This window comes from Mycobacterium attenuatum (assembly GCF_900566085.1).
GTDB classification, from domain to species: Bacteria; Actinomycetota; Actinomycetes; order Mycobacteriales; family Mycobacteriaceae; genus Mycobacterium; species Mycobacterium attenuatum.
Genome location: NZ_UPHT01000073.1, coordinates 82,822 through 97,471 on the forward strand (window position 1 = coordinate 82,822; position 14,650 = coordinate 97,471).

Below are 14,650 nucleotides of genomic sequence, written 5' to 3' on the forward strand. Positions count from 1 at the left end.
CCCGTGTCTTGTGACCGATGACACAGGAGACGGCATGACCGAAAGCGCCTACCCGCGCAGCGAAGTGGGTGCCGACCAACGCGGTGGCTCTCCGGACTTCCCCGCGATGGAAGCCCAGGTCCTTGATTATTGGGCCGGCGACGGCACCTTCCGGGCCAGCATCGCCCGTCGCGACGGCGCCCCGGAATACGTGTTCTATGACGGGCCGCCGTTCGCTAACGGTCTGCCGCATTACGGGCATCTGCTGACCGGCTATGTGAAGGACATCGTGCCGCGGTATCGAACCATGCGCGGCTACAAGGTGGAACGCCGCTTCGGCTGGGACACCCACGGGTTGCCCGCCGAACTAGAGGTTGAGCGCCAACTGGGCATCACCGACAAATCACAGATCGACGCCATGGGGATCGCCGCGTTCAACGATGCCTGCCGGGCTTCGGTGTTGCGCTACACCGACGAATGGCAGGACTATGTGACCCGCCAGGCTCGCTGGGTCGATTTCGACAATGACTACAAGACACTTGATCTGCCGTACATGGAATCGGTGATCTGGGCATTCAAACAGCTTTGGAACAAAGGCCTGGCATACGAGGGCTACCGGGTGCTGCCTTACTGCTGGCGTGACGAAACCCCGCTGTCCAACCACGAATTGCGGATGGACGACGACGTTTACCAGAGCCGCCAGGATCCCGCGATCACGGTCGGCTTCGAGCTGGTGAGCACCCAACCACATACCGAGCTAACCGGCGCATTCCTGCTGGTGTGGACGACGACACCGTGGACGCTACCGTCGAATCTGGCCGTGGCCGTTCATCCTGATGTGACGTATGTGCAGGTCAGGGCCGGTGATCGGCGCTTCGTGCTGGCGGAGGCGCGGCTGACCGCCTACACCCGCGAACTCGGCGCCGACCCGGACGCCGAACCCGGGGGTGCGCCCGAGGTACTCGGCACCTACCGCGGGACCGATCTACTCGGTATGCGGTATTTGCCGCCATTTACATACTTTATGGACTCTCCCAACGCCTTTCGTGTACTTGAAGGTGATTTCGTGACCACCGAAGAGGGCACCGGAATTGTGCATATGGCGCCGGCCTACGGAGAAGACGACATGGTGGTCGCCGAGGCGAACGGCATCGCGCCCGTCACGCCGGTCGATGCCAAGGGCCGTTTCGACGCCACCGTGCCCGAATACCGGGGGCAGCATGTGTTTGACGCCAACGCTCAGATCATCCGCGACCTCAAGAGGCACGATGGCCCGGCGGCTGCGAACGGGGCAGTGCTGATCCGCCACGAAACCTACGAGCACCCGTACCCGCATTGCTGGCGCTGCCGTAACCCGTTGATCTACCGAGCCGTGTCGTCCTGGTTCGTCACAGTGACGGAATTCCGGGACCGCATGGTCGAACTCAACCAACGGATCACCTGGTATCCCGAGCACGTCAAGGACGGCCAGTTCGGAAAGTGGCTGCAGGGCGCCCGCGACTGGTCCATCTCACGAAACCGGTACTGGGGCACCCCGATCCCGGTGTGGAAGTCGGATGATCCCGCATACCCCAGAATCGATGTGTACGGGAGCCTGGACGAGCTGGAGCGTGATTTCGGGATCCGGCCGGACAACCTGCACCGGCCCTACATCGACGAGCTCACCCGGCCCAACCCCGACGATCCCACCGGGGAAAGCACGATGCGGCGCATCCCTGATGTGCTCGACGTGTGGTTCGACTCGGGCTCCATGCCTTACGCACAGGTGCACTACCCATTCGAAAACCGTGACTGGTTCGACGGGGTCGATTGCGCCGATCCTGACCAACGGGTCGATGCCCACTATCCCGGGGATTTCATCGTCGAGTACATCGGGCAGACCCGTGGCTGGTTCTACACCCTGCACGTGCTGGCGACCGCGCTGTTCGACCGGCCCGCGTTCAAAACCTGTGTGGCGCACGGGATCGTACTTGGCTCCGACGGCCAGAAAATGAGCAAGTCGCTGCGAAACTATCCCGACGTCAACGAGGTGTTTCACCGGGACGGCTCCGACGCCATGCGCTGGTTCTTGATGGCCTCGCCGATTCTGCGCGGCGGCAACCTAATTGTCACCGAGCAGGGGATCCGTGACGGGGTGCGGCAGGTCTTACGGCCGTTGTGGAATGCCTACAGCTTCTTGGCCTTATATGCTCCGAAAGTTGGTACCTGGCGCACCGATTCGCCGCATGTGCTGGACCGTTACATCCTGGCCAAGCTGGCGGTGCTGCGCGACGACCTCACCCGGTCGATGGAGGTGTGCGACCTCTCCGGCGCCTGCGAACAGCTGCGGCAGTTCACCGAGGCGCTGACGAATTGGTATGTGCGGCGGTCACGGTTGCGATTCTGGGAAGAAGACGACGATGCCATCGACACCCTGCACACGGTTCTGGAGGTCACCGCCAGACTGGCTGCGCCGTTGCTCCCGTTGATTGCCGAGGTGATCTGGCGTGCTGTGACCGGTGAGCGTTCTGTTCATCTGACGGACTGGCCGCAGGCCGATGCGGTGCCTGCCGACGCCGACCTGGTGGCCGCGATGGATCAGGTGCGCGAAGTATGCTCGGCCGCGTCATCACTGCGCAAGGCCAAGAAACTGAGGGTCCGCTTGCCGTTGTCGAAACTAACTGTGGCAGTGGCTGATCCGCAACGGCTCAAGCCATTCTCCGAGCTGATCGCCGACGAGCTCAACGTCAAACAGGTCGAGCTCACCGACGACATCGACACCTACGGGCGGTTCGAGCTGACCGTCAACGCCAGGGTGGCCGGGCCACGGCTGGGCAAGGACGTGCAAGCCGCGATCAAGGCGGTCAAGGCCGGCGGCGGCGTCGTCAATCCCGACGGCACGTTGACCGCGGGGCCCGCGGTCCTGCAACCGGAGGAATACAGCTCGCGGCTGGTGGCCGCCGACCCGGACTCGACCGCAGCCCTGCCCGGCGGTGCCGGATTGGTGGTGCTGGACGGCACGGTGACCCCGGAATTGGAGGCCGAGGGCTGGGCCAAAGACCGTATCAGGGAACTGCAAGAGCTGCGCAAGTCGACCGGGCTAGAGGTATCCGACCGGATCAGCGTGGTGATATCGGTGCCCGCCGAGCGTCAAGACTGGGCATACACCCATCGTGAACTCATTGCCGGCGAAATCCTGGCAACTAGCTTCGAATTCGGCGAGCCGGCCGGCGGTGTCGAGATCGGTGACGGGGTGCGGGTGGCGATTACGAAAGCTGGTTGCGTCCGGCGGGCCGCGCCTTAGAGCAGCCGGATCGTCACCTCCTTGATGGTGCCGTTGAACGGGAAGGTGCCCTCATAGGTGTCAGCGGCGGGGGTGCCGCCATCGAGTCCGATATCCAGCCCCTCGTCGGCGCTGAAGCCCAGCGGGACGGTCCGCTCGATGCGCGATTCGCCTGCCTGGCACTCGTTCACCAGCAGTCGCGCGACGCCGCCTTTGCCCAAACCTCCACCGTCATAGTCGAATTCGATCGCGACCGTCGCATTGCCTGCGGGCAGGGGTGTGGCAGCGGCGACGGTCGTGTATTTCGACCCGAAATAGTTGTAGGTGAACTTGGCCAGGCCGTTCTGCACGTAGAGAGCCAGTCCGGCGAAGTAGCCGCCGGCGGCCAGAAGAACGCCCTCGACCGTCTCCCCACCGGGAGTGTCGATGACCGCGGTAATCGAGTAGGACCGGTTAAAGGCGCACCGAATAATGTCTTCAGGCATTCGGATTGATCCGTGCCCCAACGAAATCGAAGTTCGCTGGCCCAGAACCGTCGGCCGCGCACCGATCGCCCGTGCGGGGCCGCGGTCATCGAGCGGAAAGACATGGTTTTTCTCGCCTTCCGCGTCGAATAGTGCCTTCAACTCGGCAAGCCGGTCGGGATGCTGCGCGGAAAGATCAACGGCTTGACTGTAGTCTTGCGACAGGTCGTAGAGCTCCCAGCGGTCATCGGAGAAGGCGGGCATCTTCGAACCCGGTTGCCACTGAATCTTGCCGTGATAGGTGCAGGCCATCCAGTCATCGTGATAGATCCCGCGGATGCCCTTGATCTCGAAATACTGGGTGCGACGCCGGTCCGGGGCGGCCGCGTCGTCAAATGTGTACGCCAGGCTGATGCCGTCGTAGGGCTGCTGCGGCACGCCGTTGACAACAACCGGTGCGGGGATGCCGGCGGCTTCCAAGATGGTTGGGGCGATATCGATGACATGGTGAAACTGCGAACGCAGCCCGCCGCAGTCATTGATGCGTCGTGGCCAGGTCACAACCATCGGATTGCGGGTGCCGCCGAAGTGACTGGCGAACTGCTTGGTGAACTGGAACGGGGTGCACATCGACCAGGCGAAGCCGACCGGATATTCGTTGCTGGCCTTCGGCCCGCCGAAATCGTCGATCCTCGACAGAACGATCTCGGGGTCTTCTTGGAGGCCGTTCAACGTCACCATCTCATTGAAGACACCGGTTATCCCGCCGGCGGCTGCTGCGCCGTTGTCACCGATGATGTAGACGAACATCGTATTTTCCCAGACGCTCATGTCCTTCAGCGCGGTGACGATCCGGCCGATCTCGTGATCGGTGTGGGCCAGGAATCCGGCGTAGACCTCCATGAGACGCGATGCGATGCGCTGCTGCTCGGCAGACATCGTGTCCCAGGCGGGTATCGATTCATGGCGCGGCGTCAACGCGGCATCTGCCGGGATCACGCCCAATTCCTGCTGCCGCGCATAGATTTCTTCACGCAGCTTGTCCCAGCCGCCGTCGAACCGGCCACGAAAAGGTTCGCTCCATTCCGGTGCCACGTGGTGCGGCGCATGGGTGGCGCCGGGCGCCCAGTAGACGAAAAACGGTCGGTCGGGCGACATGGCCTGCTGCCGATGTACCCATTCGATCATCCGATCCGCGAGGTCGGTCGTAAGGTGGTAGTTCTCAACGCCTTCGGGACGTTCGATCGGAGTCGTACCGTGATACAAGCCGGGATTGTACTGGTGGGCTTCACCGCCCATGAATCCGTAGAACTCTTCGAAACCCATTCCGGTTGGCCACCTGTCGAACGGGCCGGCCGGACTCACCTCCCATACCGGGGTGTTGTGCCACTTACCGAATGCTGCTGTGCTGTAGCCATTTTGGCGAAGCGTTTCGGCAATGGTAGCGGCAGACTTGGGGATGATACTGTTGTAGCCGTCATACCCGGTGGCCCACTCGGTGATGTTGCCCGTGTTGACCGCGTGATGGTTCCTGCCGGTCAACAGCGCGGCGCGCGTCGGAGAGCACAGGGCCGTGGTGTGAAACCGGTTGTACCGCAGGCCTTCCTGTGCCAATGCATCGCCGGTAGGAGTGGGGACCGGGCCGCCGAATGTCGCGGTGGCCCCGAATCCGACATCGTCGAGCAAAACGATCACCACGTTCGGCGCGTTCTGCGGTGGGCGGATTGGAGTGATGGTGGGCATCGTCGACTCGGAAACCGTACGCCCGGCTTTCCCGCCGGTCGGAGTGTCCGGCAACGGTAGCCGGGTCCGGTCGACGGTGTCGGTCATGTCCTGGGTCACTGCTTTCTCCGCTCTGGTCGGTTGGGGATTGACGGTTGCTGTGGGGCGGGTCGGCAAGGGCCGACGATGTACCTACCGGGTGCCGCCAATCGCCAACTGCTCCACCGGCGGGGCGAACCGGGCCTTCCGCAGCAGTTGGGCCGGATGCGTACACCGCTCGCTGACCTGTCGACAGATTTTAGCGGGGATGTCGTCGCCGAACCGATGGACGGAGCCGGACCCGGCGTGGCTTGGACACACGTTGCGTTTCCTTGGCCTTTCTGATGTCGCTTCGCAGCGACACGGTTGGTCAGTGGGGGGTCATGCCGCGGGTTTGATCGCCCGCCAGCGCTGCCTGCGGTCGCGAACTTCAACGTCGACGTCGCGAAAACCCGCTGCGCGCAAGCGGTCCGGCAAGGTTGCCGGCGGGATCGGGTTGCAGGTGTCGCGAAGGTGCAACATGGTGAACATCAGAGACGGCACGCCGTCGCTGCCGGCGAATACGCCGCCCGGGCGCAGTACCCGGAAGGCCTCGCCCAACAGCCGGTTCTGCAGGTTCGCAGTCGGTACATGGTGCAGCATGGTGAACGACACCACCGAGCTGAACTCGTCGGCGGGCAGTCTGGTAGCCGTGCCGTCGCCGATGATGATGCGTGCCCGGTCTCCGTAGAGTTCCTGCAGCCGCTGCGCCATCGGGGCGTCGATTTCGACAGCGGTCAGGTTCGCCGTCATGTCGGCCAGTAGCCGCAGAAATGCGCCGTATCCGGGTCCGATCTCGAGGGTGTTGTCACCCAGCTCGACGTCGGCGAGCACCCATGGCAAGAGCCGGCTTTCAACTTCCCTGGCCCAGCGGTCGGAGTTGCAGCACAGCCGGTGAACCAGATTCATTGCCATACCGACCGACGTTAGCCCACGGACGCGTCCCGTAGCCGCGAATAGCATTGCCCGTTGTGGAGTCCCGTTGGGTGCTGCACCTGGACATGGACGCGTTCTTCGCCTCGGTCGAACAACTCACCCGTCCTACCCTGAAGGGCCGGCCGGTGTTGGTGGGAGGTCTGGGCGGACGCGGTGTGGTCGCCGGCGCCAGCTACGAGGCGCGCGTCTTCGGTGCCCGCTCGGCCATGCCGATGCACCAGGCGCGCCGGCTGATCGGTGTTACGGCGGTGGTGTTGCCGCCGCGCGGTGTGGTGTACGGGTTGGCCAGCCGCCGGGTTTTCGACGCCGTGCGCAGCCTCGTCCCGGTGGTCGAGCAGCTGTCTTTCGACGAGGCCTTCGCAGAACCGCCCCATCTGCGCGCCGCAGCGGCCGAAGACGTCGAGAAGTTCTGCGAATCGTTGCGACGACGGGTGCGTGAGGACACCGGCCTGGTGGCCTCCGTCGGGGCCGGCTCGGGCAAGCAGATGGCCAAGATCGCCTCCGGACTGGCCAAGCCCGACGGCATTCGAGTGGTCCGCCGAGAGGAAGAACAGGGGCTTCTGCGCGGCTTGCCAGTGCGCCGGCTGTGGGGCATCGGCCCGGTCGCCGAGGAAAAGCTGCATCGACTCGGCATCGAGACGGTGGGACAGCTGGCCGCGTTGACCGACGTCGAGGTGGCCAACATCCTGGGCGCGACTGTCGGGCCCGCACTGCACCGGCTGGCCCGCGGTATCGACGACCGGCCCATTGCCGAGCGAGCCGAAGCCAAGCAGATCAGCGCCGAGTCCACCTTCGCCGCCGACCTGACCACCGTTGACCAGCTGCGTGAGGCGATCGAACCGATCGCCGAACACGCCTATCAACGCCTGCTGCGCGACGGCCGCGGAGCTCGCACCGTCACTGTGAAGCTGAAGAAGGCCGACATGAGCACCCTGACCCGTTCGGCGACGATGCCCTACGCGACCACCGAGGCGGGGGCGCTGATCGCGGTGGCCCGGCGACTGCTGCTGGACCCCGTTGAGATCGGGCCGATTCGCCTTCTCGGCGTTGGTTTTTCGGGGCTCAGCGAGGTGCAGCAGGAGTCGCTGTTCCCGGACTTGGACTTGTCATCGGATCCGGCGGAGGACGCCCAGCACGACTTGCTCACGCTACGGGCCGCGCAATTTGGTGGAGCCGGCAACGCCGGATGGCGCATCGGCGACGACGTCGCGCACCCGGAACTCGGGCACGGCTGGGTACAGGGCGCCGGGCACGGCGTGGTCACCGTCCGGTTCGAGACTCGTAGTTCGGGCCCGGGTCCGGCGCGGACGTTTCCCATAGACACCGCCGAGCTCGTCGCGGCCAACCCGGTCGACAGCCTGGACTGGCCGGATTATGTCGGCCGGCTGCGGGCCGACGAACCGACCGGCGTCTCAGCCCCAGCGGCCGATGACCTCGGCGGCCGGTAGCCCGGCCGCCAGCGCGCCCATCAGCAACACCCGGGCCTGCGACGGCGGCAGCCGCGGCACCATCACCGCGCCGGCGTCGACCAGATCGTGACCCGGACCATAGCCGGCGCCCACCCGCGCGCCGGCGACCCGGGTCGAGACCGCGACCACCACCCCGTCATCGCAGTGGCGGCGCACCGCGTCGATTACCGCGAGCCCAGCATTTCCTGAGCCCAACGCTTCGAGCACGATTGCCCGGGCGCCGGCGGCCACACAGGCGTCCAGCGCGACGGCGTCACTTCCCGGATACGCCGCGACGATATCGACGCGCGGCGCCTCGGCGGCCCGCAGTTCGCCGAGGTACGGGCGTGCCTTGTGCCGCGTCATGGTCACCGTGCCGGTGACGGTGCCGAGCAGCTCGCCGGCGAATCCGCTCAGGCCGTCGCCGCCGCCCACCTTGCGCAGGCCCAGTGGTTGCAATACGCGACCGGCGAAACACACCAGCACGCCGTGGTCCTGAGCCGCCGGGTCGGCCGCCAGCGTCAGCGCGTCGCTCAGGTTGGCCGGGCCGTCCGGGTCGGCGGCGTCTGCGCTACGCATGGCGCCGGTGACGACCACCGGAGCGGTACCGCAGTAGGTGAGGTCCAGCCAGAGTGCGGTTTCTTCGAGGGTGTCGGTGCCGTGGGTGACGACGACACCGACTGCACCGCCATCCACGCCGGTCTGCACCGCGACGCGGATGCGATCCCAATCTGTCGGTGTCAACTGCGAACTGTCGAGTGCCATCAGGTCCACGGCGTCGACGTCGAGATCTGCGCCGAGGGCCGCGGTCAGTTGTGTCCCGCTGCGCGATGGACGGCGCACTCCGTCGGCGCCGGTGCTGGTGGCGATCGTGCCGCCGGTGGCGATGACAGTGAGGCGGCCCATGCTGCGATCATCTCGCATGCCGGGTATCGCCATCCGCATGTGGGGTCGGTCACGGGACTGGGGGATGATGGTGGGGTGCCTGACGAACCAACGGGATCAGCCGATCCGCCGACCACGGCGGGGGATGGCAGGGTAGCCGGGAAGGCCGAGGCTTCCGCGTCGCAGTCGCCGCCCAGGCGGCTGCGCTTGCTGCTGTCGGTTGCGGCGATCGTGTTGGCGCTGGACATCGTCACCAAGGTGCTGGCCGTCAAGCTGTTGCCGCCAGGACAGCCGGTGCCGATCATCGGCGACACCGTGACGTGGACTTTGGTGCGCAATTCCGGTGCCGCTTTCTCCATGGCGACCGGCTACACCTGGGTATTGACGCTGATCGCGTCGGGCGTGGTCGTTGGTATCTTCTGGATGGGACGACGGCTGGTGTCCCCCTGGTGGGCGCTAGGGCTGGGGATGATTCTGGGTGGCGCCATGGGCAATCTGGTTGACCGGTTCTTCCGGGCGCCGGGGCCGCTTCGGGGACATGTCGTCGACTTCTTGTCGGTCGGCTGGTGGCCGGTGTTCAACGTCGCCGATCCGTCGGTGGTCGGCGGTGCGATCCTGCTGGTGGTCCTGTCGATCCTGGGCTTCGATTTCGACACCGTAGGCCGGCGTAAAGCCGACCGCGCCGCACCGACTCGGCGCAAGGCCGACGGAGACACTGGCCGGCGTAAGGCTGATCAACACTGATGGCCGACCGCTCGATGCCCGTCCCGGAGGGCTTGGCGGGCCTGCGCGTGGATGCCGGGCTGGCGCGTCTGCTCGGACTTTCCCGCAGTGCGGTGGCGTCCATCGCCGAAGACGGCGGCGTTCAACTGGACGGCGTGCCGGCGGGCAAATCCGACCGGCTGACATCGGGGGCGTGGCTGGAGGTTCGGCTGCCCGAGGCGCCGCCACCGCTGGAAAACATACCCGTCGACATCGAGGGCATGACGATTCTGTATTCCGACGACGACATCGTCGCGGTGGACAAGCCGGCCGCGGTCGCCGCGCACGCATCGGTGGGCTGGACCGGTCCCACGGTGCTCGGCGGTCTTGCCGCTGCGGGTTATCGCATCACCACATCCGGCGTGCACGAACGGCAAGGCATTGTGCATCGCCTCGACGTCGGCACCTCCGGGGTGATGGTGGTGGCATTGTCGGAACGGGCGTACACCGTGCTGAAGCGCGCATTCAAGCACCGCACCGTCGAGAAGCGGTATCACGCTCTGGTGCAAGGACACCCCGATCCGTCCAGCGGCACGATCGACGCACCGATCGGCCGCCACCCCGGCCCCGAATGGAAATTCGCGGTCACCACGAACGGCCGGCACAGCGTGACCCACTACGACACCATCGAGGCTTTCGTCGCCGCCAGCCTGCTCGACGTAGAGCTCGAGACCGGACGCACTCACCAGATCCGGGTGCATTTCGCCGCGCTGCGCCATCCCTGCTGCGGTGACCTGGTTTACGGAGCCGACCCCAAGCTGGCGAAAAAGCTTGGCCTGGAACGGCAGTGGCTGCACGCGCAGTCGCTGGCCTTTGCTCATCCCGCCGATGGCCGGCGGGTGGAGATCGTCAGCCCCTACCCGGCGGACCTGCAGCACGCGCTGGAGGTGCTACGAGCCGAGGGATGATGGCGGGCTCAGTCGACTGGCTTCCGGACCTCCGTCCCGCGTCGATCTGGTGCCACCACGATCGTCATAGCGGTGACACCATCGAGTCGGAAGGGGAGATCAACATGCAGTACTGCCTACTCATGCACTACCAGGAGGGCGGTCAGATCGGGCTGAGTGACGAAGACATGGCCCCCGCACGGGCGGCGTTCGCCACGTATGCCGACGATCTCGACGCGGCGGGGGTGCTGATCGGGACCCAGGTGCTGCAGCCGGCGGTCGCATCCACCACCTTGACTGCCCACCACGGTGTCCCGCAGATTCAGGACGGACCGTTCGCCGACACCAAAGAACGGCTCGGCGGGGTGTTCGTCATCGAGGTGCCCGACCTGGATGCGGCCCTGTCATGGGCGCGACGGTGCCCCGCGGCCGCATGGGGGACGGTCGAAATACGGCCCGTTGCAGTCACTTACGCTCGCGGTAAGGGGTGGTATCGCCCTGGGTGAGGTGCGTGCTCGGGTCGCTGAATTGGCTCGCGGATCATACGGTCGGTTGTTGGCGCTGCTGGCCGCGCCAACCGGCGACATACCCGCGGCCGAAGACGCCCTCGCCGACGCGCTGGAGCGCGCGCTCATCCGCTGGCCCGTCCAGGGAATACCGGCCAATCCGGACGGCTGGCTGCTCACCGTTGCCCGCAACCGGCTGCGCGACCGATGGAAGTCGCATGCCTACCGAATGACCGATATGCTCGATGAAACAACTTCCGCCGCATACGAATTCAACGATGATCCGGATGCGATTCTGGACCGCCGCCTCGAGCTGATGCTGGTGTGCGCGCATCCGGCAATCGCCGAGAACTGCCGCGCACCCTTGATGCTGCAGACCGTGCTCGGTATCGACGCGGCCGCGATCGGCCGGGCGTTCTCGATTCCGGCCGCCACGATGGCGCAGCGACTGGTCCGTGCCAAGCGCCGAATCCGTGACACGCGCATACCCTTCGTGGTGCCGGCTCGCGCCGAACTCGACGAGCGGCTGCCTGCGGTTCTGGAGGCCGTATACGGAGCGTTTGCGATCGACTGGCAGGCAGCGCCGTGCGCTGAACCGACGGAATCGTTGTCGGCTGAGGCGCTGCATCTGGGATTGCTGCTGGCCGAATTACTGCCCGACCAGCCCGAAGCACTCGGCTTGGCGGCGCTGCTGTGTCTGTCGGAGTCGCGTCGGGCTGCGCGGCGCACCAGCCGGGGCGAGTTCGTGCCGCTGGACGAACAAGACGCCCGGCTCTGGGATTCGGTGATGATTGCGCGGGGGGAGGTACTGCTGCGTCGCGCACACCGCATCGGCTGTCCTGGGAGATATCAATACGAGGCGGCGATCCAGTCGGCGCATTGTGTCCGCGCGCACGGCGGTCACGTCGACTGGTTATCGCTGCGCAAGCTGCACCGCGCGCTGTTGCGTGTCGCGCCGTCGCTGGGTGCGTCGGTGTCGCTGGCGGCAGTTGACGCTGAGCTCGACGGGCCGCAGGCCGGGCTCAGCGCGCTTGATGCGATTGCCGACCCTGCGGTTGCGCGGTTCCAGCCGGCCTGGGCCGTCCGGGCGCATCTGCTGGTCGCATTCGGGCGTCCCGCGGCCGCCGCGCAGGCCTACCGCACGGCCATCGACCTGAGTACAGACGCCGGCGTCGTCACATACCTGCGGCGCCGGCTTGCCGCAGTGGGCGAGCGCTGACTCATCGTGGGTTGCCGACCGGTTCGGCCCGGCTCAGACCCTGGCCCTGGAGCTCTCGTCGGATGCGATGTCGGCGGCCAACGGTGAGATGACCTTGAGGATTTCGGTGACCGTTGCGGGTGGCACGCCGGCGGCGGTCAGCGCGTCGCCCAGGTGTCCGGCCACCAGGGCGAAGTGGTGCATGGTGATGCCGCGGCCCTGATGTACCTGCTTCATGGGCGCGCCGGTGTAGGGCTGCGGTCCGCCCAGGGCTGCGGCAAAAAATTCCGTCTGTCTGCCCTTGAGCCGGCTCATGTTCGTGCCGGCGAAGAAGCCAGCGAGTTGGTCATCGGCGAGCACCCGAACGTAGAAGTCGTCGACGACGCCCTCGATCGCCTGGTAGCCACCGACCTGGTCGTAGATGCTGGCCGGTTCGCGTCTGCGGAAGCGTGACAGTAGTTCCATCCGGTCAGGGGAACAGCTCGGCGTTGCTTGGCCGTTAGGGCGCGATCACCCCCGGATTATCTGCTGTAACAAGTCGATTGCGTAGCAACGCGGGTGGCGGCCCCGTTTTTTGGAGGTGTGGGCCGGCCCGGTTTGGCGACGGGTTCGCCCCAGTCGTTGACCGATGCCCTAGGTTTGCTTCATGACCAACGTCACATCCACCACACCGCCATCAGGAGCGACAACCGATGAATCTTGGTGACTTAGCGAACCTCGTCGAAAAGCCGTTCGCGACGGTGTCCAATATCGTCAACACGCCGAACTCTGCCGGGCGATATCGGCCCTTCTATCTGAGGAATCTGCTCGATGCGGTGCAGGGCCGGACGCTGGGCGACGCGGTTGAGGGCAAGATCGTCCTCATCACCGGCGGATCGTCGGGTATCGGCGAGGCGGCCGCGAAGAAGATCGCCGAGGCCGGCGGCACGGTTGTGCTGGTCGCGCGCACCAGGGAGAACCTGGAAAAGGTGGCCGAGGATATCCGCGGCAATGGCGGGGCCGCGCACGTCTACCCGTGCGATCTGTCTGACATGGATGCCATCGCGGCGATGGCCGACCAGGTACTGGCGGATCTGGGCCGGGTCGACATCCTGATCAACAACGCGGGCAGATCAATTCGGCGCTCACTGGAGTTGTCGTATGACCGGATTCACGACTACCAGCGGACCATGCAACTGAACTATCTCGGCGCGGTCCAGCTCATCCTCAAGTTCATTCCGGGTATGCGGGAACGCGGATTCGGCCAGATCATCAATGTCTCGTCGGTCGGCGTGCAAACTCGCGCTCCGCGTTTCGGCGCTTACATCGCCAGCAAGGCCGCGTTGGACAGCCTGTGTGACGCGCTGCAAGCCGAGACGGTCAACGACAACGTGCGGTTCACCACCGTGCACATGGCGCTGGTGCGAACGCCGATGATCAGCCCGACCGCGATCTACGACAAATTCCCCACGCTGACCCCGGACCAGGCGGCCGGTGTGATCACCGACGCGATCGTGCACCGGCCCCGGCGGGCGAGTTCGCCCTTCGGGCAATTCGCGGCGGTGGCCGACGCTGTCAACCCGGCCGTCATGGACCGGGTCCGCAACCGGGCGTTCAGCATGTTCAGGGATTCCGCCGCGGCCAAAGGAGGCGAATCACTAACGGACACATCGGATTTGGACAAGAGAAGCGAAACATTCGTGCAGGCGACCCGAGGGATACATTGGTGACATCATGAGTCTTCCCAAACCGAACAAGCAGGCCACCGTCGTCATCACCGGCGCCTCATCAGGTATTGGAGTCGAACTGGCTCGCGGTCTGGCCCGCCGCGGCTTTCCGCTGGTGCTGGTCGCCCGGCGCCGCGAGCGTCTCGAGGAACTCGCCGAACAATTGCGCGGGGAGTTCTCGGTGGGCGTTGAAGTCTTGCCACTCGATCTGGCCGATGCGCAAGCCAGGGTACAGCTGGCCGATCGGCTGGGTAGCGACGAGATCGCCGGTCTATGCAACAGCGCGGGCTTCGGCACCAGCGGCCGTTTCTACGAGATGTCACCCGAGCGCGAAAGTGAGCAGGTCACCCTCAACGCGCTGGCTCTCATGGAACTCACCCGCGCAGCACTGCCCGGCATGGTGGAGCGGGGCGCGGGCGCGGTGCTCAACATCGCGTCGATCGCCGGCTTCCAGCCGATTCCGTTCATGGCGGTGTACTCCGCCTCGAAGGCCTTTGTGCTGACCTTCTCCGAAGCCGTCCAAGAGGAGCTGCACGGAACCGGCGTGTCCGTCACGGCATTGTGCCCGGGCCCGGTGCCCACGGAGTGGGCCGAGATCGCCAGCGCCGAGCGCTTCAGCATTCCGATCGCGCAGGTATCGCCGCGCGACGTCGCCGAAGCCGCGATCGCGGGGATGCTCGCCGGTAAACGCACCGTGGTCCCCGGAGCAGTGCCCAAATTGGTCAGCACCGGTGGCAGATTCGCGCCGCGGACCCTGTTGCTGCCCGCGATCCGGATCGGCAACCGGCTGCGTGGGGGACCCGGTCGCTAGAGCGTG

The 14,650-nt window shown here is 65.6% G+C and carries 12 protein-coding genes; 8 read left to right on the plus strand and 4 right to left on the minus strand.

Annotated elements, in window-relative coordinates:
* Positions 1-34: 34 nt before the first annotated feature.
* A complete protein-coding gene (ileS, locus tag EET13_RS12605) occupies positions 35-3,262 on the plus strand; it encodes an isoleucine--tRNA ligase (RefSeq protein WP_122442601.1) in 3,228 nt (1,075 codons plus the stop codon).
* Here the strand turns inward: ileS and EET13_RS12610 are convergent.
* Positions 3,259-5,547: an arylsulfatase gene (locus tag EET13_RS12610; protein WP_244603889.1), complete on the minus strand. Its 2,289-nt coding sequence runs from the start codon at positions 5,545-5,547 to the stop codon at positions 3,259-3,261. The genes ileS and EET13_RS12610 overlap by 4 nt on opposite strands.
* Positions 5,548-5,847: 300 nt before the next feature.
* A complete protein-coding gene (locus tag EET13_RS12620; RefSeq protein ID WP_122442603.1) occupies positions 5,848-6,420 on the minus strand; it encodes a class I SAM-dependent methyltransferase in 573 nt (190 codons plus the stop codon).
* A 56-nt stretch (positions 6,421-6,476) separates the two neighbouring features.
* Here EET13_RS12620 and EET13_RS12625 point away from each other — a divergent pair, with 56 nt between their 5' ends.
* On the plus strand, positions 6,477-7,889 hold the full coding sequence (locus EET13_RS12625; RefSeq protein ID WP_483237962.1) for a DNA polymerase IV: 1,413 nt from the start codon (positions 6,477-6,479) through the stop codon (positions 7,887-7,889).
* On the opposite strand, the gene EET13_RS12630 is transcribed toward EET13_RS12625, so the two are convergent.
* Positions 7,854-8,813: an asparaginase gene (locus EET13_RS12630; protein ID WP_244603890.1), complete on the minus strand. Its 960-nt coding sequence runs from the start codon at positions 8,811-8,813 to the stop codon at positions 7,854-7,856. The genes EET13_RS12625 and EET13_RS12630 overlap by 36 nt on opposite strands.
* A gap of 57 nt (positions 8,814-8,870) precedes the next feature.
* On the opposite strand from EET13_RS12630, the gene lspA reads away from it, so the two are divergent.
* From lspA to EET13_RS12650, 4 genes are read left to right on the plus strand one after another with little or no spacing between them, the layout of a single operon-like run.
* A complete protein-coding gene (gene lspA / locus EET13_RS12635) occupies positions 8,871-9,518 on the plus strand; it encodes a signal peptidase II (RefSeq protein ID WP_122442605.1) in 648 nt (215 codons plus the stop codon).
* On the plus strand, positions 9,518-10,444 hold the full coding sequence (locus EET13_RS12640) for an RluA family pseudouridine synthase (RefSeq protein WP_122442606.1): 927 nt from the start codon (positions 9,518-9,520) through the stop codon (positions 10,442-10,444). Before lspA ends, EET13_RS12640 begins: the two co-directional genes overlap by 1 nt.
* Positions 10,441-10,929, plus strand: a complete 489-nt coding sequence (locus EET13_RS12645) for a YciI family protein (protein ID WP_342212283.1) — start codon at positions 10,441-10,443, stop codon at positions 10,927-10,929. Before EET13_RS12640 ends, EET13_RS12645 begins: the two co-directional genes overlap by 4 nt.
* Before the next feature lie 46 nt (positions 10,930-10,975).
* Entirely contained in the window at positions 10,976-12,148 is a 1,173-nt protein-coding gene (locus EET13_RS12650) for an RNA polymerase sigma factor (RefSeq protein ID WP_122442703.1), read from the plus strand.
* 33 nt (positions 12,149-12,181) lie between these two features.
* Here EET13_RS12650 and EET13_RS12655 read toward each other — a convergent pair whose 3' ends face one another.
* Positions 12,182-12,592: a group I truncated hemoglobin gene (locus EET13_RS12655; protein WP_122442607.1), complete on the minus strand. Its 411-nt coding sequence runs from the start codon at positions 12,590-12,592 to the stop codon at positions 12,182-12,184.
* A 227-nt stretch (positions 12,593-12,819) separates the two neighbouring features.
* Here EET13_RS12655 and EET13_RS12660 point away from each other — a divergent pair, with 227 nt between their 5' ends.
* Entirely contained in the window at positions 12,820-13,836 is a 1,017-nt protein-coding gene (locus EET13_RS12660) for an SDR family NAD(P)-dependent oxidoreductase (protein ID WP_122442608.1), read from the plus strand.
* Positions 13,837-13,840: 4 nt separating this feature from the next.
* Positions 13,841-14,644 carry an SDR family NAD(P)-dependent oxidoreductase gene (locus tag EET13_RS12665; RefSeq protein WP_122442609.1) on the plus strand — a complete coding sequence of 268 codons (804 nt, stop codon included), beginning with the start codon at positions 13,841-13,843 and terminating at the stop codon, positions 14,642-14,644.
* The last annotated feature ends 6 nt before the right edge of the window (positions 14,645-14,650 follow it).